Source organism: Plantactinospora sp. CA-294935 (genome assembly GCF_050936445.1).
GTDB lineage: Bacteria > Actinomycetota > Actinomycetes > Mycobacteriales > Micromonosporaceae > Plantactinospora.
On record NZ_JBNJMU010000001.1, the window covers coordinates 7742954 to 7763058 of the forward strand.

Annotated in this window: 18 protein-coding genes and 2 tRNA genes; 12 read left to right on the plus strand and 8 right to left on the minus strand. The window is 69.7% G+C overall.

All coding sequences use genetic code 11. The features are described from left to right. Positions 1-42: 42 nt before the first annotated feature. From ACQEVC_RS33930 to ACQEVC_RS33940, 3 genes are all read right to left on the minus strand, one after another. A complete protein-coding gene (locus ACQEVC_RS33930) occupies positions 43-798 on the minus strand; it encodes a 4-carboxy-4-hydroxy-2-oxoadipate aldolase/oxaloacetate decarboxylase (protein ID WP_432885965.1) in 756 nt (251 codons plus the stop codon). Continuing rightward, the gene (locus tag ACQEVC_RS33935) at positions 795-1529 is read right to left on the minus strand and encodes a PIG-L deacetylase family protein (protein ID WP_432885968.1); all 735 of its coding nucleotides are present in this window, start codon (positions 1527-1529) and stop codon (positions 795-797) included. The genes ACQEVC_RS33930 and ACQEVC_RS33935 overlap by 4 nt, the downstream gene beginning before the upstream one ends. A 479-nt stretch (positions 1530-2008) precedes the next feature. After that, positions 2009-3196: an LLM class flavin-dependent oxidoreductase gene (locus ACQEVC_RS33940; RefSeq protein WP_432885971.1), complete on the minus strand. Its 1188-nt coding sequence runs from the start codon at positions 3194-3196 to the stop codon at positions 2009-2011. 216 nt (positions 3197-3412) lie between these two features. Between ACQEVC_RS33940 and ACQEVC_RS33945 the strand changes: the two genes are divergently transcribed. Genes ACQEVC_RS33945 through ACQEVC_RS33955 form a run of 3 tightly spaced genes read left to right on the plus strand, consistent with a single transcriptional unit; the run spans position 3413 to position 6137 of the window. Then, the gene (locus tag ACQEVC_RS33945) at positions 3413-4573 is read left to right on the plus strand and encodes an aliphatic sulfonate ABC transporter substrate-binding protein (protein WP_432885973.1); all 1161 of its coding nucleotides are present in this window, start codon (positions 3413-3415) and stop codon (positions 4571-4573) included. Next, entirely contained in the window at positions 4570-5409 is an 840-nt protein-coding gene (locus ACQEVC_RS33950; protein ID WP_432885977.1) for an ABC transporter permease, read from the plus strand. Before ACQEVC_RS33945 ends, ACQEVC_RS33950 begins: the two co-directional genes overlap by 4 nt. Then, a complete protein-coding gene (locus tag ACQEVC_RS33955; protein WP_432885980.1) occupies positions 5382-6137 on the plus strand; it encodes an ABC transporter ATP-binding protein in 756 nt (251 codons plus the stop codon). The genes ACQEVC_RS33950 and ACQEVC_RS33955 overlap by 28 nt, the downstream gene beginning before the upstream one ends. 380 nt (positions 6138-6517) lie before the next feature. On the opposite strand, the gene ACQEVC_RS33960 is transcribed toward ACQEVC_RS33955, so the two are convergent. Continuing rightward, positions 6518-7000, minus strand: coding sequence for an NADPH-dependent FMN reductase (locus ACQEVC_RS33960; RefSeq protein WP_432885983.1), 483 nt, complete (start codon positions 6998-7000; stop codon positions 6518-6520). 1139 nt (positions 7001-8139) lie between these two features. Between ACQEVC_RS33960 and ACQEVC_RS33965 the strand changes: the two genes are divergently transcribed. Both ACQEVC_RS33965 and ACQEVC_RS33970 read left to right on the plus strand, forming a co-directional pair. Continuing rightward, a tRNA-Leu gene (locus ACQEVC_RS33965) sits at positions 8140-8223 on the plus strand. A gap of 253 nt (positions 8224-8476) precedes the next feature. Continuing rightward, positions 8477-9778, plus strand: a complete 1302-nt coding sequence (locus tag ACQEVC_RS33970; protein ID WP_432885986.1) for a tyrosine-type recombinase/integrase — start codon at positions 8477-8479, stop codon at positions 9776-9778. A gap of 83 nt (positions 9779-9861) precedes the next feature. On the opposite strand, the gene ACQEVC_RS33975 is transcribed toward ACQEVC_RS33970, so the two are convergent. From ACQEVC_RS33975 to ACQEVC_RS33985, 3 genes are all read right to left on the minus strand, one after another. Further along, on the minus strand, positions 9862-10053 hold the full coding sequence (locus ACQEVC_RS33975; protein WP_432885989.1) for a helix-turn-helix domain-containing protein: 192 nt from the start codon (positions 10051-10053) through the stop codon (positions 9862-9864). 908 nt (positions 10054-10961) lie between these two features. Then, on the minus strand, positions 10962-12110 hold the full coding sequence (locus ACQEVC_RS33980) for a hypothetical protein (protein WP_432885992.1): 1149 nt from the start codon (positions 12108-12110) through the stop codon (positions 10962-10964). Beyond that, positions 12094-13227 carry a helix-turn-helix domain-containing protein gene (locus ACQEVC_RS33985; protein ID WP_432891864.1) on the minus strand — a complete coding sequence of 378 codons (1134 nt, stop codon included), beginning with the start codon at positions 13225-13227 and terminating at the stop codon, positions 12094-12096. Before ACQEVC_RS33985 ends, ACQEVC_RS33980 begins: the two co-directional genes overlap by 17 nt. A 102-nt stretch (positions 13228-13329) precedes the next feature. On the opposite strand from ACQEVC_RS33985, the gene ACQEVC_RS33990 reads away from it, so the two are divergent. The 7 genes from ACQEVC_RS33990 to ACQEVC_RS34020 all read left to right on the plus strand — a co-directional run bounded on the left by ACQEVC_RS33990 (position 13330) and on the right by ACQEVC_RS34020 (position 18743). Next, positions 13330-13401 (plus strand) — tRNA-Gly (locus tag ACQEVC_RS33990). Between the two features lie 32 nt (positions 13402-13433). After that, entirely contained in the window at positions 13434-14777 is a 1344-nt protein-coding gene (locus ACQEVC_RS33995; protein WP_432885994.1) for a hypothetical protein, read from the plus strand. After that, entirely contained in the window at positions 14774-15694 is a 921-nt protein-coding gene (locus ACQEVC_RS34000; protein ID WP_432885996.1) for a ParB N-terminal domain-containing protein, read from the plus strand. The genes ACQEVC_RS33995 and ACQEVC_RS34000 overlap by 4 nt, the downstream gene beginning before the upstream one ends. A 122-nt stretch (positions 15695-15816) precedes the next feature. Next, positions 15817-16107 carry an Acb2/Tad1 domain-containing protein gene (locus ACQEVC_RS34005; RefSeq protein ID WP_432885999.1) on the plus strand — a complete coding sequence of 97 codons (291 nt, stop codon included), beginning with the start codon at positions 15817-15819 and terminating at the stop codon, positions 16105-16107. Positions 16108-16188: 81 nt separating this feature from the next. Next, positions 16189-16830: a hypothetical protein gene (locus ACQEVC_RS34010; RefSeq protein WP_432886002.1), complete on the plus strand. Its 642-nt coding sequence runs from the start codon at positions 16189-16191 to the stop codon at positions 16828-16830. 117 nt (positions 16831-16947) lie between these two features. Further along, a complete protein-coding gene (locus ACQEVC_RS34015) occupies positions 16948-17343 on the plus strand; it encodes a hypothetical protein (RefSeq protein ID WP_432886005.1) in 396 nt (131 codons plus the stop codon). A gap of 2 nt (positions 17344-17345) precedes the next feature. Continuing rightward, positions 17346-18743 (plus strand): terminase large subunit domain-containing protein, encoded by a 1398-nt coding sequence (locus ACQEVC_RS34020; protein ID WP_432886008.1) that lies wholly within the window; start codon positions 17346-17348, stop codon positions 18741-18743. A gap of 8 nt (positions 18744-18751) precedes the next feature. On the opposite strand, the gene ACQEVC_RS34025 is transcribed toward ACQEVC_RS34020, so the two are convergent. After that, the gene (locus ACQEVC_RS34025; protein ID WP_432886011.1) at positions 18752-20086 is read right to left on the minus strand and encodes an AlbA family DNA-binding domain-containing protein; all 1335 of its coding nucleotides are present in this window, start codon (positions 20084-20086) and stop codon (positions 18752-18754) included. Positions 20087-20105: the final 19 nt, after the last annotated feature.

The window sequence follows — 20105 nt, forward strand, 5'->3', positions numbered from 1 at the left end:
GGGGCGAGCATGGGCTGGTCGGGGCGTGCGGTCCGGTACCGGTCAGGCGGGGTCGGTGGACCCGGCGCCGGTCGCGGCCGGGTCGGCACCGGTGGTCGCCGTGTCGCCCTGCTCGCTGGCGTCGACGTACCGGACGCCCAGCCGGTCCAGCAGCGGGCGGAGGTTGTACATGTCCAGCCCCAGCACGCCGTCGGCGAGTTGCCGGCGCTTCTCCTCCTCCTTGGCCTCGCGCTCGGCCCCGGCCGCGGCGACCTCCCGGGCCCGTTCGCGCGGCACCACCACGATCCCGTCGTCGTCGGCCACGATCGCGTCGCCGGGGCGCACGTAGGCGCCGCCGAGCACGATCGGGACGTTCACCGAGCCCGGGCTCGCCTTCACGGTGCCCTGCGCGGAGACCGCCCGGGACCACACCGGGAACCCCAGCTCGGTGAGCGCGGCCACGTCGCGGCAGCCGGCGTCGATGACGAGGCCGAGGACGCCCCGGGCCCGTAGCGAGGTGGCCAGCAGTTCGCCGAAGGCACCGTCCGTGTTGGGCGAGGTGAAGGCGACCACGAGTACGTCGCCGGGCCGGGTCTGCTCGACCGCCGCGTGGATCATCAGGTTGTCGCCCGGTTGGGCCGAGACGGTGACCGCCCGGCCGGCGATCCGGGCGCCGGGGTAGATCGGCCGGAGCAGGTGCCCGAGCAGCCCGGTGCGGCCCTGGGCCTCGTGCACCGTCGACACGCCCTGCCGGGCGAGCTGGGCGACGGCGTCGGCCGGCGGTGCGGCGTCGGTACGGACGATGATGTGGCCGGTCACAGCAGCTCGCCTCCGACCACCGGAAAGACCCGCTGGTACGCCTCGGCGTGCGTGATCGACCGGTCGCCGCCGTTGCGGACCGCCTGCACCCCGCGCCGTACGCCGAGATCGGTGTAGTACGCGACCAGGTGCCCCTGGGCGCCCATGATCCGCATCGCCTCGACCTTGCGCTCGAAGACCGGGCTGATGTCCAGCAGCAGGTTCGGCACGAAGCCGCACTGCTCGGGCTGGTGCGGCTCGAACTGCAACACGTTCGGTGCGCCGATCGGCCGGCTGTCCCGGTCGTGCCCGGCGGCCTGGGCCACCATCCGGGCCCGGAGCACGATCTCGTGGGTCAGCGCGTGGTCCAGGTTGTACGGGTCCTTGGTCGGATGGGTGATGATCACGGCCGGGTTGACCCGGCGGATGGTCGCGACGACGCTGTCGTAGAGGTCGTCCGTGGCCCGCAGCGGGTAGTCCCCGGCGTCGAGGAACTCGATCTCGGCGCCGAGCACCTTCGCCGCCCGGCCCGCCTCGTCGCGTCTCGCCTCCTTGACCCGCTCCAGGGTCATCCCGGGCTGCTTCCACAACCCCTGGGATTCGCCCTTCTCACCGAAGGTGAGGCACAGCACGTGGACCTGCTGGCCCCGGGAGGCGCCGAGCGCGATGGCGCCACCCGCGCGCCAGACAAAGTCGGCGGCGTGTGCGCTTACCACGAGGATCGGACCCCGCCCGATCGGAGACGCTGTCATCGACAATCCTTTCCGAGCGGTTCCGCGAGTACGTCGGTACGTCCCCGAGCGGAAGCCGCAATGCTTGTCGGAGGCAGACCGATCATAGGTGCGGGCAACACTATTGCCAATAACATTGTGAACAATCGCGGCGGGCGGGGCGTACCCAAAGTCGCCGGAGTCCGGCGGAGCCGGACGATGCCCGGATAGACGACGGAACGGTTTTCCGGAATGGTGGCGCGGGCGCCGGGAACGTCACGGCCGCTATCCGGTGACCACCCGCCACCTCCCCCGGCACACCACGACGAGCGGAAACCCGGCTGCCGCCGACCCCGCCGATCACCCGACGGACGGCGTGCCCGCGGCGGACACTGCCGGCCCGCTCATCCACCGGCATGCGCCCGCCGCCGGTCGTGCCCGGCCACCGCCGCCGGTCGTGCCCGGCCACCGCCGCCGGGCACGAGGCGGGGTCGGCCGGACTGCGGCCGACCAGCGGTCGCTCACCGGCCGGCGCCGCCCGGGGTGCCGGCGGCGCCGTTCGACGTCGAGGCCGCGAACGGCACCTCGGCAACCGGTGCCGACGCGTCACCGGCCGGATGCTGCCACAGCCCGCGCCGGCGCAGGATCGGCAGCACACCCTCGCCGACCCAGTACGCCTCCTCCAGGTGCGGATGTCCGGAGAGGATGAACTCGGTGATGCCGAGGGCGTGGTATTCGGCGATCCGGTCGGCCACCTCCTGGTGGCTGCCGACCAGTGCCGTACCCGCACCCCCGCGCACCAGCCCGAACCCGGCCCAGAGGTTGGGCGACACCTCCAGCCGGTCCCGGGAACCGCCGTGCAGTGCGAGCATCCGGCGCTGCCCCTCGGACTCGCTGCGACCCAGTCCGGCCTGGACGGTCGTGACGCTGGAGTCGGCGATGCCGTCGAGCAGCCGCTGCGCCTGTGCCCAGGCCGCCTCGGCGGTGTCTCGCGCGATGACGTGCAGCCGGATACCGAACCGGAGTTCCCGACCGGCCTCGGCGGCCAGCCCCCGGATCCAGGCCAGCTTCCCGGCCACCTGCGCGGGCGGCTCGCCCCAGGTCAGGTACACGTCGCTGTGCCGTACCGCCACCGGGCCGGCGGCTTTGGAGGAGCCACCGAAGTAGATCGGCGGGGTGGGGTCGGGCAGCCGGTTCAACCGGGCCTCCTCGACCCGCAGGTGCTCCCCGGTGTGGCTGACCGTCTTCCCTCGCCACAGCGCCCGTACGACGTGCAGGAACTCGTCGGTACGCGCGTACCGGGCGTCCTTGTCGAGGAAGTCGCCGTAGCCGCGCTGCTCGTGCGACTCCCCGCCGGTGACCACGTTGAGCAGCAGACGGCCGCGGGAGAGCCGCTGGAAGGTCGAGGCCATCTGGGCGGCCAGGGTCGGCGAGGTCAGGCCGGGCCGGAACGCCACCAGGAACTTCAGCCGCTCGGTGAGCTCGGTGAGCATCGCGGTGGCCAGCCAGGCGTCTTCGCACCAGGCGCCGGTGGGGGTGAGCGCGCCGACGAAGCCGAGTTGTTCGGCGGTCCGGGCGATCTGCCCGAGGTACGCCACGGTGGCCGGCCGGGCGCCTCCGGCGGTACCTGCCGGCAGGCCGTGCCCGCCGCCGACGATGTCCCGGCTGTCGCCGTAGGTCGGCAGGAACCAGTGGAAGGTGAGGGTCATGGTGTCTCTCCGGTGAGGCTGCGCCCGGGTCGCGGGCGGGACAAGGTAGGCGTCGGCGGACCGCGGCGGTTGCGCACCGGCCGGTGCCGCCGTTCCGATCTCCGATCCCGATACCCTATCCATAAATCCTATCGGTTTAGTAGGCTAAGCCACCCGGCCCGGCCACGCCGGGCCGATGCGGCCGGCCGGATCTCACACCCTTCCAGGAGCATCCCGATGTCCCACCGCACCCTCAGCCCTCCCCACCCCCGCCATCGGTCCGAAGACACCACCCGCCGGTCGCAGGGCGGTGGCCGCCGATCCGACGACGGTGCTCGGCGGTTCAAAGCCGGTGGCCGCCGATCCGACGCCACCCGGCGATCCGACGCCACCCGGCGATCCGAGGACGCCGGCCGCCGCCGGCCCACCAATCCGATCCTCCGCTCCGCCCGCCGACCACGTTCCCTCCTCGCCGGCCTGCTCGCGCTGGCGCTGGCGGCGACCGGAGCGATCGCCGGATGCGGCGACGAGAGCGCCGGCGCCGACTCCGGCGAGTTGCGCGTCGGCTACCAACGGTTCGGCGGACTCAGCCTGGTGAAGGCCCGTGGGGAGGCTCCGGACGCGAAGTGGTCGCTGTTCGAGAGCGGACCGGCGCTGACCGAGGCGCTCAAGGCGGGAGCGATCGACATCGGCCAGGTCGGCGAGGCGCCGCCGGTCTTCGCCGCGGCCGGAAAAATCAAGTTCCAGATCATCGGTACGTCGGAACCGGTGCCGCAGGGCGAGGCGGTGCTGGTCAAGGAGGCCAAGGGCTTCCGCAGCTTCGCCGACCTGAAGGGAAGGACGGTGGCCCTGAACAAGGGGTCGAACGTCAACTGGCTGCTGGTCAAGCTCCTGGAAGCGCACCACATGACACTCGGGGACATCAACGTCAAGTACCTCAAGCCGGCCGAGGCGCGTCCGGCGTTCGACAACGACCAGGTCGACGCCTGGATCATCTGGGACCCGTACTTCGCGCTGGCCGAGCAGCCCGGGGTGAAGATCCTGGCTGACGCCACCGGGCTGGCCAGCAACCGCGAGTACATACTCGTCTCGCCGGAGGCGCTGGAGCGCAAGCCCGACCAGATCCGGAAGTTCCTCGGGACGTACCGCGGCGTCACCGACTGGGGTATCGCCAACCCGGAGCAGCGGACGAGGATCCTGGCACCCGAGCTGAAGATCGACGAACCGACCACCGCCCGTGCGCTGGCCCGCAGCGCCAAGCCGCTCGCCCCGGTGACCCCCGAGATCGGCGCCGAACTCCAGGCGATCGCGGACGGCTTCACCACACTGGAGCTGATCCCCGAGCGGGTCGACATGGTGTCCCTGGTGGACGACCGGTTCGGCGAGGTGTTCCGGTGACGGACACCCTGGTCGAACAGCCCACCCGGTCGCCGGCAGCCCCGGCCGGCACCCCGCGGTCCGACCGCAGATCGGGACCGGGCCGACGCTGGCGGCGCGCCCTCACCCCGGTCGCGCTCCTGCTGAGCTGGCAGGCGGCGTCCCAGACCGGACTACTGCCTCCGGAGAAGCTCTCCGCGCCGAGCGCCGTGGTCGAGACCGGCTGGCGGCTCGCCCGGGACGGCACCCTCGGCGTGCACCTGCTCGACTCGCTGACCCGGGCCGGCATCGGGCTGGCGGTCGGCGGCACACTGGCGTTGGTACTGGGCGCGATGGCCGGCCTGCTCCGGCTCGGCGACGACCTCGTCGACCCGCCGGTGCAGATGGCCCGGATGCTGCCGCACCTCGGGCTGGTGCCGTTGCTGATCATCTGGGTCGGAATCGGCGAGCCGCTGAAGATCACGCTGGTGGCCCTCGGCGCGTTCTTCCCGATCTACTTCAACACGTACGCCGGGATCAGGGACATCGACGAACGCCTGGTCGAGGCGGCCCGTACCTGTGGACTCGGCCAACTGGCCCGGATCCGGCACGTCGTACTCCCGGGCGCGCTGCCGTCACTCTTCCTCGGCCTGCGGCTGGCCCTCGGCGCCGCCTGGCTGAGTCTGGTGGTCGGTGAGCAGGTGAACGCGCAGACCGGGATCGGCTTCCTGATGATGGAGGCCCGCGAGTTCAGCCAGACCGACGTGGTCCTGCTCGGCCTCCTCGTCTACGCGCTACTCGGCCTGCTCTCCGATCTGGCGCTGCGGATGGCGGAGAGGAGGACGCTGACATGGCGACGCGGACTCCAGGCGGTCTGAGCACTGCCGCCCGGCCGGTCGTCACCGCGCACGGGGTGCGCCGGGCGTTCGGTGAGACGGTCGTCCTCGACGGCGTCGACCTCGCCATCGCGCCTGGTGAAGTGGTGGCGCTGCTCGGCGGCAGCGGCTCCGGCAAGAGCACCCTGCTGCGCATCCTGGCCGGGCTCGACCCCGAGGCGACCGGTGAGATCACCCGGGCGGGCAGCCAGGCGGTGGTCTTCCAGGAGCACCGGTTGCTGCCCTGGAAACGGGTGGCCGACAACGTCTCACTCGGCGTGTCGGGCCCCGGGGTACGGCAGCGGGTCGACGCCGCGCTCGCCGAGGTCGGGCTCGCCGAGCGCGGCCGGGCGTGGCCGGCCGAACTCTCCGGCGGCCAGGCCCAGCGGGTCGCCTTCGCGAGGGCGCTGGTCCGCGAGCCGGTACTGATGCTGCTCGACGAGCCGTTCGGGGCGCTGGACGCGCTCACCCGGCTGAAGATGCAGACCCTGTTCGGTCGGCTGCACGCCGAGCACCGCTTCGCCGCGCTGCTCGTCACGCACGACGTGGACGAGGCACTGCTGCTGGCCGACCGCACCCTCATACTCGACGACGGACGCATCGTGGAGGACGCACCAGTACCGCTGAGCCGGCCCCGTGCCCCCGACCATCCCGGCTTCGGTCCGCTGCGCCGGCACCTGCTCGACCGGCTCGGCGTACGCCCGGACCAGGCCGGCGGCGCGGGCACCTGACCGGCCGGTGCCCACCCTGCCGGCCGGCGACCGTACCCGGGACGGCGGCCCGGCAGCCCGTACGCGACCGGGAACTATCCGGAGGACGCCCGGTTCCACCACACCGGGGAGATCGGTCCGGCATGCCGGACCGGCCACGGAGACCACGGCGTGGACGGTGTGCCCGGACCGACGGCCACAACCGCGACGCGCCCCGGCGGGCCCGGACCGATGACAGCGACCAGCGCGTCGACCCACCTGTCCGGACCGATGACAGCGACCAGCGCGTCGACCCTGCGGCCTGGGTCGGCGACGGCAACCGGCGCGCCCGGACCAGTAGGGCGGTGATCGGGCGGCCTCGTAGACGTCGGATCGGAGCCGGCCGGCGGCGAACCAGCGCGTCAGGCTCGGACGGGCAGCGTGGCGGCATAGCCGGCGGCCAGGTCCGGGTCGCCGAGGCCGGACTCCGGCACCGCCAGGCCGGGTCGCACCTCGGCGCCGAGCTCGGCGAGCAGGCCGCGCAGGTGCCGCTCCGACTGGGCGGCCTGGGCCGGGGTGGCGCCGACGGTGACCGGCACCGCAACCACTCCGGCCAGCCCCTGGTAGGGCAGGTGGTCGAGGAAGACCTTCAGCACTCCGGTGTAGCTGCCCTTGTAGGTCGGGGTCGCCACCACCAGGACCCGGGCCGCCCGCGCCGTGGCCACGCCGTCCGCCACCCCGGAATCGTCGGGTACCAGCAGGGCCGGCCCGTACTCCGCCAGGTCGAGAACGACCGGTGGCGTGGCGCTCTCCCGCCGGACCACCTCCTCGGCCACCGAGACGGCGAGCCGTCGGGTACGCGACCCAGGTCGCGGGTTACCGGAGATGACGACGATCTCGCTCACGTGTTCCTCCGTCCGGCGCCGCGTCCAGCGCCTCGTCCGGTGGCCGGTGTCGCCCGGCCGTCCACAGCGGTCACCCTGGCGCCGGACACGGCCACCCCGGGGCGGTCGGGGTGTTGGTGCGCAGGCACCCAGGAATCCTATCTATCCGATAGGTTAAAGGGGTACTGGGGATGCCCACCCACAGAACCGCGGACATGACAGGAACCGTCCACCGGTCTCCTCCCGGCCAGGCCGGTGGCTGTCGAACTGCGGCGTCGAGGTGGCCGAACGCGTCGCCGCACCCATCCCCTCGGCCGGAACGGGCAGAGCCGGTTGGCACCTTCGCCACCGGCGGAAGCCGGCCGACTCCCGGCACCAGCCCCGGTGGCCGGACCCTCCAGGACGCCGTACTCGACGGCGGCTGACCTGGCTGCCTGGCGGGTGTTGAGCGGATCGCGCCCGGCGGCCGCACGATCATGCTCGTCGAGCCGGCGGCCAACAGGCACGTGAGACATCCCCATGATCCGTCGCCATTGACACACCCTCAGCACGGAGGGTTACCCCCCGTCGGCGTGGTCACGTCGCCACGCCCAGGCTGTCATACAGACAGGGCAGCGGTAACGTCGAGTCCGACCAACTGGCCGGGATAACCGAGTTGAGCCACCCCGAGCAGGGTGCTGGCGGCGGTGAACGCCGGGGCGAGCGGGGAGCCCGGAAGCGCCGCCAAACCTCGGCAAGCACGTGCCGGTCCGCGCTGACGACATAGATCACGGTACGGACCCCGTGTGCCGGGCCGACACCCATCGAACCGAGCGCGATCATGGTGTTCACGGCGACCTGATCCACCTGTGCGCCGACGTCACCCGGACCGACCGGAACACCTCCGGCGTCCAGCGGGCACTGCTCCGCCAGGTGGGCGGTACTCCCCGCCGGGACAATCGTGACATGGCGGTAACCGGGAGTAACATGCAGGGCCATCCGGGTTGCTGCGGGAGACCATCATGTCGCCGAATTCTGCGGGTAGTGAGTCCCCGGATGGCTAGGGGTATGCCGCCGTGCGTGATCCATCGGTGCCGTGTACAGTTGTCCCCCGTGCGGCGCCGCAAGCGGCCGACAGGCGAGATCATTCGCCCCGGCCGTCTTTAGGCGACGTAGTGCAGGTCCGGGTGGCGGAATGGCAGACGCGCTAGCTTGAGGTGCTAGTGCCCGTATAGGGCGTGGGGGTTCAAGTCCCCCCTCGGACACGATCTTGATACCCACGATAGAAGGCCGTTGACCTGGCAGAACTCAGGTCAGCGGCCTTAGTCGTTTTCGGAAGTCCTGCCGCCATGGGAACAGCACGGGAACATCGAATTCCGCGAATGGCGCAGTAGGGCATTTCCGGGAACATTGCCCTCCCGAGTGTCGTACGGCTACGGTCCCACTGTTGCGCATATAGGTGCGCCTGGCGGCATGGCCCCGTGACCGGCCATGGCCGCCTGTTCACGTGGAGGACGAGTGGCATCGACCGAGAGAAGACCGTCGAAGGACGGCAAGACCATCAAGTGGCGGGTGAAGTGGCGGACCGGCGGCGGAAACGGACCGTCTGACGGCGAGACGTTCGGGACACACGCCGACGCCGTGCGCTTCAAGGGGCTGGTGAACGCCAACGGCCAACACCGGCCCCCGGCCGAGCAGCTACACGCCTACGGCTTCGGCTACCTCGCACCGTCCGCCCCGACGCAGCCCGGGCCGGCGCCTGAGGAGACGGTGACGTTGCGGGCGTACGCCCTGACGTGGCTCGAAACTCTCACCAGGCCGAGCCGTGAGACGAAGCGGAAGTACCGGGAGCGGCTGGAGAAGCACGTCTTCCCCGCGCTCGGCGACGAGCCGATCGCCAACATCACCCGAGGCATGCTCCGGCGCTGGCAGTCGTTTCTGCTCGAAACCCTGTCGCCGAAGACGATCGCCAACATCCGAGGCGAGACCCTGTACCCGCTCTTCCGGGCAGCCTGTCTGCCCGGCGAGAACCGCGAGCCACCGGTGTGCACAGACAACCCGCTCGACGGCCTACCGCTGCCCGAGGGGCCTCGCTACGAGCCGGACATCCTGGAGACGCCGGACGACGCGGCGATCCTGCTGACCGCAGCGTATGAGGTGGATCCCGAGGCCGCTGACCTCCTGCTGACCAAGCTCGCGTGCGGGTTCCGGTGGGGCGAGGTTGCCGCCCTGCCGCCCCGGGCGGTCCGGGGGCACCTGGGTACCGTCGAGATCCAGCAGGTCCTTCGCAAGGTCGAGCGTCGGTGGGTCGTCGAGCCCAAGCCGAAGACCAAGAACGGGTACCGGCAGGTGCCGTTGCACCCGCTGGTGATGCAGGGCGTCGTGAAGCCGCGCGTCGAGAAGGGCTTGCCGTTCCTCTTCGTCGCGCCGCGCGGCAACCACTGGCGCTACGAGGACTTCTACGACTGGCGCTGGGTCAAAATCCGCAACCTCGCGCAGTCCCGCGGACTCCGAGGGCACCTGACGATGCACGGCCTACGCCACTCGTTGCTGACGCTCCTCGCCAACGGCGGCTTGGAGTTGCCCGGCTTGACCAACGTGGCGGGCCACAAGCAGGTGTCGACCACCATGGACCTGTACGTGCACGAGACGACCGCGCACCACGAGCCGGTTCGACGGATCGTAGGTGGCTTTCTGGAGGCCGGCATCCGTGCGGGTGAGGCTCAGCGGGTCGCCGGGGTCAACCGGGGCCTGGAGATCCGGGGCCGACGCCACCGGCGGGTCAGGCAGACACCCGACGCCTACCTCGACGCCGGGTAGCGGCATTCGGGGGCTGTCGGGTCATCGAGGATCACCCGACAGAAGCGGGCGGCGAGCCAACCGGCTCGCCGCCCGCTTCGGGCTCACCGCCGCCGCGAGCCTCCCGGCGTTGCCGGCGTCCGCTTGTAGGCGCTCGCCAGGTCCTCGTCAGTGAATCGAACGAGTCGACCGAGCCGGTGGCATGAGATGCGCCCCTTGGATACCCAACGCCGCAGGGTGGTCTCCGCGATGCGCAACTTCTCGGCAGCCTCGGCGTACGTGTATTCCCTTCGCACCTGCTCCTACCCCCAACGGCCCCACGGATCGATCCGCTAACTATAGTCATTGCGGCCGTACAGCGAAGTCCCGAGAGCACGATGCAGCGTCGTCGACGAGAGGCGTAGGACACCTCCAGGTCACCGCCCCAATATCACGTCACGCCCCGGGAATTGGTCTCTGCCCAGCGCTTCCGTGACGGGAGTCATGTGGCTAGAGTTACGACATCGTGGTCGAGTTCGTACGAATGTTCTAATTCGGCCGCCTGTCGAGGGGCTCGCCCTGACCCCCTCTTCAATCGTTACGTATTGCAGTTGGAGGCAGTGGGACGCGTTACCGGGGCGTCAGGCTGATCGCTCACGCGGGGGGAAAGATGGCATTCGTCTCACCGGGAAGCTGTATCCCGTCGAGGTCTAACGCTCCCGTCTTGGAGGTGGCCGCCGCCGCCCTCGGATGGTCGGGTCTCGTCGTTCCCGACCTGTCCCTCCTTGGCACCAGGGTCTCAGTGGTTGCAGAACTGGACTTGACTGCTCACGAGTGGCGGCTGGAACACCGGTGTGCCCAGCCACTACTAGACCCAGACGACTTGTCAGTCTGGGAGTGGCCGCAAGGCCGCGGCATCTTTCCTCCGTCCGCGGTCTCGATAACTGGCGTGTTGGCCTACCGCGGTCGGTCAGCCCTTGAAGCGCTGCGCAGCGCTCGTAAGTGGCGAGGTTTCGCCGCTACCGCTCTGCTGCTGACGCAGGGCGTAGAGGCCGATCAGGACCTCTTGATCGAGTGCACCTACTCGGGCGTCGCCGTAGTTCAGGAGCAACAGACTGAGGCAACCGTGGTGCAAGCGGGCCAGCCTGGCCGCTTGGCAACTGCTCGACGGACGACCTTGGATCGCTGGGTGGAGGAGCAGTTGTACGGCTGCCTGTTGACCCAACTACCTGACGCGCTCCTTTAGCGTCGCGGGCTCTAGCGCCTCCAGCCATCGCCCCAGGAAGGTTGGCGGCTCCCACTTATCAGTGCTGCTCTCCACGTCGTAGTGGCGGAACTGGGCGTTCTGACAGCGCGCCCGCCAACTTTCGGTCCGGGATGCCCTGGTCGACCCTGGCGACAGGAGGCTTTTCCGGAGGTCGAGTAGAACCTCCAGGGAGTGCCTGAACGCGAGCCGCTCCTGCTCGGGCCAGGGATGGATCGCGAGCATGCTCAGCGGCCGAGTTCGACAGGCATCGCAGTCACACTGCCACAACACATCGTCGGGGTCCGCTTGCGCGGCCAAGGCGATCTTGTCGACGCTGATGAACGAGAGACACTCCTTCACGATCGCGGCAATTTGCGGATCTTGACCCCCACCACCGCCGCCGCTCTGCTGCGGGTAGAGATGGCGCAGGCTGGTGGAGGTTCCGACGGCAGCCGCGAATGCGCCCAGGCACAGTGCCCCGAGGGCAGAGACGTCGCAACGTAGAAGCATCACCGGGACGGAACAGTTGATCAGGCGCAGCAGCGAGGGAACGACGTGCTTCAGGCCCAGCGGATCGGCTGGGTACTCGAGGATGATCGCGACCGGTACCCCAACCTCGTCCACACACGACACCAACGTGTCTCGGGCTTTCGCAGAGCGCAGCCAGGAGAGGTGAAGTGGAAGAAGCGCGATCGCGTCGCCGAGTCCACTGGCCCGGCTCAGGATGTCCTGCAGTCCGGCTCTGTCTCCATCGCCGATATATCCAGAGTCGGTAAGGACTGGGAGGCCGAGCTCTCGCTGGTATCCGATCCAGGTGTCGTTGAACGGCGTTCGAGCGTCGACGCGGTTGGCGCCCGCGTATCGGGCCGCATCGAGCAACATTGCCTGATCAAAACCGGTCTGCTGGAGGTGTCGTCCGACACGGTAGACCTGGGACAGCGCCTCCCCGCTGCGGAAGTTTCCCCTCCGTGCGGTAACCACAAGACCGCTGCCGTTCTGTTGCGCCAGCTTCGCTGCATCAAGCCCTTCGTCCGAATAGCACTGAATAAGTAGCGCCTCATGAAATCTTGCTATTTGTTGAGGTAACGCGTTGCCGCCCGCTTTGGCGGAGTCATGCAAGTTCACCATCGGCGCCCTTCCTGTATCCCGACACACCGTCGATACGGTGGGTCAGGTAGTGGCGCGCGAAGGGGTCCGGGAGCATGAGTGCAGTGGATGCAACCTTGTCGGTTGCTCTGCCCATGACGTCCAGATGGGTGTCGACCACGTTCATCATCAGTTGCGGCGTCTCCTCGACGACAGTGCCGGGCTCGACCTTCGCCCAGCCAAGCTGGTTCAGCTTGATCCGTAGCGTTCGATGCAGCTGTTCCTGAATCACCCCGAGACGCAGTCCCTGCTGGATCAGGGCGGCCATGGACATACCCCAAGTGATCTTGAGTTCCAGCAGACGACGGAAGTCCCGAGCGGTCATCCCGTCGAGATGATCACGGAGAACGGCACGGGGAGCCAGCAGTTCTCCAGCAAACTCGAAGGCGTCACGCTCGACCGAGTCTTCCCCAGTTGCGACATGCCACCCGTGTAGGACTAAGTGGCCAAGCTCGTGCGCGACACTCAGCCGCTGACGGTCACCTGGCAGAGCGGTGTTCACGATAATAATCGGCCGACGTTCGGGAAGGTTAAGACTCACTCCATCCTGGGCATCCGTGCCAAGATCTCGGCACAGCACGACAACCCCGAGTTTTTCGACCAAGCCAATCAGATCATCGAGGGGCTCGTCCTCAACGCCGATCAAGCTCCGAATGTACTGGGCAGCCTCGGTCGGGGTGTACCTCGGTCCGGGTAGCTGGGGCAATTTCAACTCAAGCTTGCCGGGCAACTCCTCGGTCAGTCGCGTGACGGACAGACTGACCAGGTGAGTGAGCCCTTCGATACGTTTTGTGGTCGTTGCAGTGAGCTTGCTGCTCCGCCGTCGGTGATGGATGCACGATACGCCGACACCAAGGCGTGGCTCCCGAATGGTCAGGAGTTCTGGAGGAACCTCAAGGCGCTCGGCGAGCTGAGCGAGCTGTTCGCCCTCCAGGTCCAACTGTCCACTTTCGATCTTGGACACCGAGCCCTGGGAGATGTTCGCCCGAGCTGCAAGTTCGACTTGCGTCCAGCCCCTCGCCTGTCGAACCACGGTGACGGCGGCTCCGTTGCCTCGCAAGTTGCCCCCTCCCTTGAATCTGCTTGGCGACAGTAGCACAGCCTGCAAAAAATATTCCTAGTTGATTCCCAGATCATTCCCAGTCCGGCATCTCATCCAGTCTGCCTATACGGCTACAATCCTCTATTGCGTTTACGCATTGCGCTGGAAGTGCTGCTGGTGGCACGCCGCCGTTCCACGGTGGAGGCCCAGGTTCAAATCCTGGCCGGCGCTCAACGCCCGGCCACAGGGGAAGGTGGTGAGGGGTGTTCCACGGCTCCATCCCGGCTGATCTGCGCTCGATCATCTACGAGCACGCCGACTCGTGGCCCGACACCGATCTGTACGTCGGCTGCTCCGGGAACTTCACCATCGAGCGCACCTTGCACGCCCGGCCCGGTGAGCACCGGCCGATCCACGGCAACGACGTCCAGGCCTACTCGAGCGCCCTCGGCTGGTGGCTCGCCGGCCAGCCGCTCGACTACCGGCTCAAGGACGAGCACCGCGACGAGTTGGCCTGGCTGGAGCCGTACCTGGTCACCTCGACGGACACGCTCGCCTCGCTGATGCTCGGCACGCGGTTCCTCCAATTCATCGGCCGGTCCGGCGTCTACTACGAGCGGATGGTGCGCGCCACCGTCGGCCAGTTCCCGACCATGCACGCCAAGACGGTCGCGAAGCTCACCGCGCTGACCGTGCGCCTCTCGTCGTACTACTGCGGCGACGTGCGGGACTACCTCCGCGACCTCGTACCCGACGGCGCCCCGGTGGCGATGTTCCCGCCGTTCTACGCCGGGGACTACGAGAGCCAGTTCGCGCCGATCGACGAGTACTTCGACTGGCCGGCGCCGAGCTACAACGAGCTGGACGAGGACGGCAAGGAAGAGATCATCGGCGCAGTCCTGGACCGGCCACACTGGATCCTCGGCCTGCACATCGCGCGTGACGAGCTGCGCCCATGGCTGCGCGGCGTCGTCCAGACGTCGAACCGCGGCCTGCCGATCTACGTCTACGCCTCCTCCGGCGCCCGGCGGGTCGTCCGCCCCGCCCAGCAGGTCGCGCCGATCCTCATGCCGAAGATCGGGCCCGCCGAAGACCTCGGCGACCGGATGCGGCTGCACATCCTCAACGGCGGCCAGTTCTCGGCGATCCGGAGCCAGTTCATGAGCAAGACAATCCTGCCCGGCTCGCCGCTGCTCGCCTGCGGCGTCAGCGTCGACGGCCGGATCATCGGCGCGTTTGCGTACCTGCCGCCGAAGTTCGACCCCGCCACCGCCTACCTCATGTCCGACTTTCCGGTGTCCTGGACGAGATTCCGCCGGTTGGCAAAGCTGATCGTCATGGCGGCCGCGAGCCGGGAAGCACAGCTGCTCCTCCAGCGTTCGCTGTCAAAACGGCTCACCGGCTGGTCGACGACGGCGTTCACCGACCGGCCGAACAGCGCCAAGTACGGCCGTGGCATCCCCGGCGTGAAGCTCCAGAAGCGCAGCGAGCCGGCGGCCGACGGCATCCACCGGTACCAGCTCCAGTACGGCGGGCCGCTCGGCGACTGGACGCTCGACGAGGCGCTGGCCGAGTGGAAGCGCCGCCACGGGAAGGACACGCGATGACCGACCTCGACGAGCTGCCCCTGGACCCGCGGCTGATCTCCTGCGACCCGCGCGAACTGACGCTGCTGGAGGTCAACGCGCGGTACATGCGCAAGGAGCAGTACGACCGCCTGGTGGCCAACATCCGGCGTGACGGGTGCCTGACCAGCACGCCGCTGGTGTGGCACGACGTCGACGGCGACCGGAAGGTGGTGCTGTCCGGCAACCACCGAGTCAAGGCGGCGATCGACGCCGGCTTGCCCGAGGTCACGGTCATGGTCGTCCAGCAGAAGCTGTCGCGCTCCCGACAGGTCGCGCTCCAGCTGTCGCACAACGCCATCGCCGGCGAGGACGACCCGGCCACGCTCAAGCAGCTGTACGAGAAGCTGGACGACGTCGACTGGCGGGCGTACTCGGGCCTCGACGACAAGCAGCTCGACCTGCTCGCGCAGGTCGACCTGGAGGGCCTGTCCGAGGCGAACCTCGACTTCGCCACCGTGCAGCTGGTGTTCCTGCCGCACGAACTCGACGGGGCCCGCGCCTCGTTCGACGAGGCCCGCAAGCTCGTCCAGGCCGACGCCCGCTGGATCGCCGGGTACGTCGACTACGAACCCACCCTGGATGCGCTCGCGACCTCCCACGGCGCCCACAACGTCGGCAACGTGGCCACCGCGCTCGGCCTGATCCTCGCGGTGTTCGAGCGGCACCTGGGCGAGCTGCGCGACGGTGTCTGGTACGACCCGGAGGCCGGCGAGCCGATCGGCAACGCCAACCGGCTCGTCCCCATCGAGACGATCCTGGAGACCCGCTCGATGCCCGCGGACGCCGGCTCCGTCCTGGCCCGGGCCGTCGACCGCATGGTCCGCAAGGGCGACGTACCCGCCGACCAGCGCTGGCGCGCGCTGGAGCTGTTGGCCGCCGACTACCTGGCCGGCTGAGCCACCTCGAACCCCGGCGGACCTGACCACCGGTCAGCCCGCCGGTCCCGCACACCCGGCGCCACCAGGCGCATGATCGAGACGGCCGCAGTCGAGCACCGCGACCGCATGGGGAGGACAGGATGAGCAGCAGCACCGCCCCCGTCGACGACCTGTACGCCGGCCTGAACGAGCGGCAGCGCGCCGAACTCGACCGCCGCTGCGACCACCACCCACCGGCCGACCTCGCCACCGTCGAGCAGCACGGCCGGTGGCGCGGCGCTATCAAGGTGTTGATGGCCGAGGCGATGCGCAGCCTTCCGCCCGGCCGGGAATCGTCCCTCGTCCTCACCGCGCTCGACGACGCACTGATGTACGGCAACGCGGCGATCGCCCGACCCCCGATGCCCGGTGGACGACCCGCAGGCCACTGAGTACGGGGCGGCCCGGCCGGACTTCCCCACCGGCCGGGCCGCCCGCACCACCGCACAGCAGCGCAGCAGGAGGAGGTGACCGTGAGCGAACCGGCGATCCTCCCCTGGGACCGGCAGCCCCGAGAGCCCGAGAGGGCGTACGCGTACTTCGGGCTGTACCGCGAACTCGGCCGGACCCGCACCGTCGCGAAGGTCGCCGCCGAGGTCCACAAATCCCGGGATTACCTCCACAAGCTCGCGAGCACCTGGCGGTGGGTGCAACGGGCGCAGACGTGGGACCGCGAGCAGGACCGGCTGTACGGCGAGGGCATGGCCGAGCGGCGCCGGGACATGGCCGACCGGCACGCCCGGATCGCGGGAGCGCTACAGGCGAAGATCGTCGCCCGGTTGCAGGCCCTGGACGCGTCGAAGCTGACCCCGGGCGACATCGCCCGCTGGCTGGAGGTCGCGACCCGGGTCGAGCGGCTGGCCCTCGGGCTGCCGGACTCGACGACTGCCCACACCGGACCGGACGGCGGCCCGATCCAGGCCGAGGTCAACGGGATGAGCGAAGAGCAGCGGACCGAGTTCTTCCGGGCGCTGGTCGCGGAGGCGCAGAACCGCGCCGGCATGGCCGCGCGGGACGGCGGCGACGGGCCCGACGCGGACGGCCTGGACGGCAACGACGAGGACGGCGAGGACGGCGAGGAGGCGGCCGATGCAGCGTCGGCGCCGCCGGAGTGACGGGGAGGTGTGGATGGTGGTCGAGGTGCGTGCCCCGCGTTGGGCGGTGTGGTGCGTCGCGGTCGGCTCGGTGCTGATCGGCGTGGCCGCCGTGGCGGGCGTGTGGGTGGCGGTCCGGTGAGTCGCGGGCTGCGGTCGGCGCGGCGCGTCGTCGGCCACGAGCGCGGCCGGCCGTACAGCGCCGGCCGGACCGTGCCGCCCCCGGCGCCGCCGGTCCGCCGGGACTGGGGGGCGCTCGACCAGCAGCCGACTCTGCCGCCCGTCGACGCCCCGCGCCCTGCCCCGCTCGGCCGGGCGCAGCGCCGGTCCCTCCGGCGTCGGGCGTGCGCGTGGCGGCTGCTCCTCGGCGGCTGGTTCGCGTTCACGGTGCTGGTGCTGTACCTCGGCGTGCGGTGGTTCGGCATCGCCTCGGTCTGCTGCCACCTGGTGACCGTGGCCGTGCTGTTCGCCCTGGCGTGGTGCGCGAGCGTCGACCTCCGCGACCAGGAGCGCGAGATGCGGGACGGGCGCTGACGATGCTGCTGGCCTACCCGGACCCGGCGCTGATGTCCGACGTCGAGCTGGCCGCCTACCTGCGAGCGGCCACCGAGGCGCAGGAAGCCGTCCGGTTCGACTGGCCCCGCCACGCCCGGCCCGAGCAGCTGGAGCCCGACAGGGCGTACCGGATCTGGATGCTCCTCGCGGGCCGCGGCTTCGGCAAGACCCGGACCGGCGCCGAGACGGTCCGGAAGTGGGCCGACGCGAAGCCGGGCGGGCACTACGCGGTCATAGCGAAGACGCACCGCGAGGTCTACAACGTCTGCTTCACCGCTCGCCGGGCCGGGCTGCTCGCGGTCATCCCGCCGAAGGAGATCGCGACGTTCAACAAGAGCGAGCCGTATCTCCAGCTGACGAACGGCGCGGTCATCCGCGGCTTCGGCGCCCAGGATCCGGACACGCTGCGCGGCTACGACTTCGACGGCGTCTGGTGCGACGAGTACGCGGCCTGGCCAATCCAGTCGGCGCAGGGTGTGTTCGACATGGCCTGGTTCTGCATGCGCGAGGCCGAGGCGCCGCACATGGTCATCTCGACGACCCCGAAGCCGCTGCCGCACGTGAAGAAGCTGCTGACCCGGGCCGCGAAGCAGCGCCGTAAGAGGCAGCCCCGGGTGGTCATTACGCGCGGCCGCACGCTCGACAACGCGGCGAACCTCAGCCCGGAGGCGCTGGAGGAGCTGCTGGAGCAGTACGGCGGCACCCGGCTGGGCCGGCAGGAGTTGGACGCCGAGCTGCTGACCGACATCGAGGGCGCGCTGTGGAAGTCGGCGTGGATCGAGGCCGGACGCGTCGACAAGGACGACGTGCCGACCCTGGTCCGGACCGTGGTGTCGGTCGACCCGGCGGACACGGTGTCGGAGACGAGCGACGAGACGGGCATCGTCGCCGTGGGCCGGGGCGAGGACGGCGACCACTACGTGCTCGCGGACCGGTCGATGAAGATCGCCGGTATGGCCGCCGCCCGGCGGATCTGGCAGTGCTACATCGACGTCGACGCCGACGTGGTGATCTACGAAGGCTCGTCGGCGTGGCTGCGGGACATCCTGGTCGACGCCTGGATCGCGATGCAGAAAGAGGGCCTGCTACCCGGCGGTGACCCGCCGCTGGACGTCGTGCAGGCCCGGGTGAGCAAGCGGGTACGCGCCGAGCCGGTCGCGGCCCGGTACGAGGTCGACCCGCCCCGGGTGCACCACGTCGGCGCGTTCCCGCCGCTGGAGGATCAGCTGACGACGTGGACGCCGGAGTCCGGCGACTCGCCCGACCGGCTCGACGCGCTGGTGCACGGGGTGACGTACCTGCGCAGCAAGGAGACGCGCCGCGCCGTCGTGGCATCACCTCTTGGCCATCGGATGCGCCCATCGACGGGCCCGCTGTGAGGGGCAAGTCAGGCGGGCGTGCCCGGAAGCACCTCAACGCCAGCACTCCGCGCCCAGCGGCTCAGTTCGTCGCGCCAAGACAGGTGCCAGCAGGGAAGGCGGATAGCGCCCTCTGGCGTAACGCCTTCGGCCTCGGCAGCACCAAACCCTTGAAACAATTCACTGGCGAGGCGGTAGGTCGTCGCCACCAGACCCGCCCCTCCAGCGCTCAGATCGTCGATGTCGGCGACAGCCTCGGCAACCGGGGGCTCGCTCACGAGCTCTCTGCCTACCGGCTCGTTGTGCCAGCCGACGTTGGCAACCAGCGCTACGGGCACCTGGGACGTCGCCGGCCAGATAGTCGCTCTGACGGTTGCCAGACCTCCGGCCGCCGCTTGGTCACGCGCGTGGCGAGCCAGAACATTGAGGCCGGTGCCGATGGTGACAGTCAGCCACTGGTTGTCAACGAGCTTGCACGCTCCGTCCTCGACCTCCGGCCGGGACTCCATTTTCGCCCCGCCGAACACGCCGCTACCGCTCTCGTGCAGCTCGCATGCGAGACGCGAGTGCGGCTGGCTGGGCTTCATCGACCCGGTGCCTACCAGGCAGCGTCGACGCACTGTCGAGCGATGGAAGGTGCCCAGCCGGATGCCGAAGGCACCCACTTCTCGGGTGGCGTTGCGCAGCTGGAACGCATGGAGCGCGGCGCTATCGATTGGGGCGGAACCTGGCAGGTCCGGTACGAGGGTGACGACGGCGAACACCTCGTCGGGCGCGAGACGCTGCACGAAGTCGGCTTCGATCTGGGCGGTCTCCTCGACCCGGTTCGCGAATCCGGCGAATCGCGCCCGGTATGCCTCGGCTACCTCGCCCTCCGACAACCAGACGGTCTCGGTACCGATCCGCCTGGGATACAGCATCGCCTTGTTCTGCGCGATGTACGCGTGCGGCGCGGTCGCCGACCGCGCAACCCAGATGACGAGGAAGCCGGTGCCGGGCCGCTCGGGATTCTCGACCGGAATGATGTCGAAGGTTGGCGTCGGCTGAACGTTTGCGACGACCGTCTGCCGGAGTCTGCGCCGCTCGTCGTCGCCGATAGCGACGCCGGTATCGGCTGCTGCGCGGCCTTGGTCATCCTCGTCGATCCCGAGGACAAGGATGCCGCCGCTGGCGTTGGCGAGTGCAGCGACATCGCCCGACAGCGCCTTTCGGCCCCGATCGCCGCTGTAGGTATCGCGCTTGAAGTCCAGGTCGGGGCCTTCGGTTGTGTCCGGAATAAGGCCCTTCACCTGCGCATAGGTCAGTGTTTCATCGATCGCACCGCCGAGGAGCTGTTCGAGACGGCGGTTCCGGAGCGTAGGCATGCGGTCGATCGTGGACCGC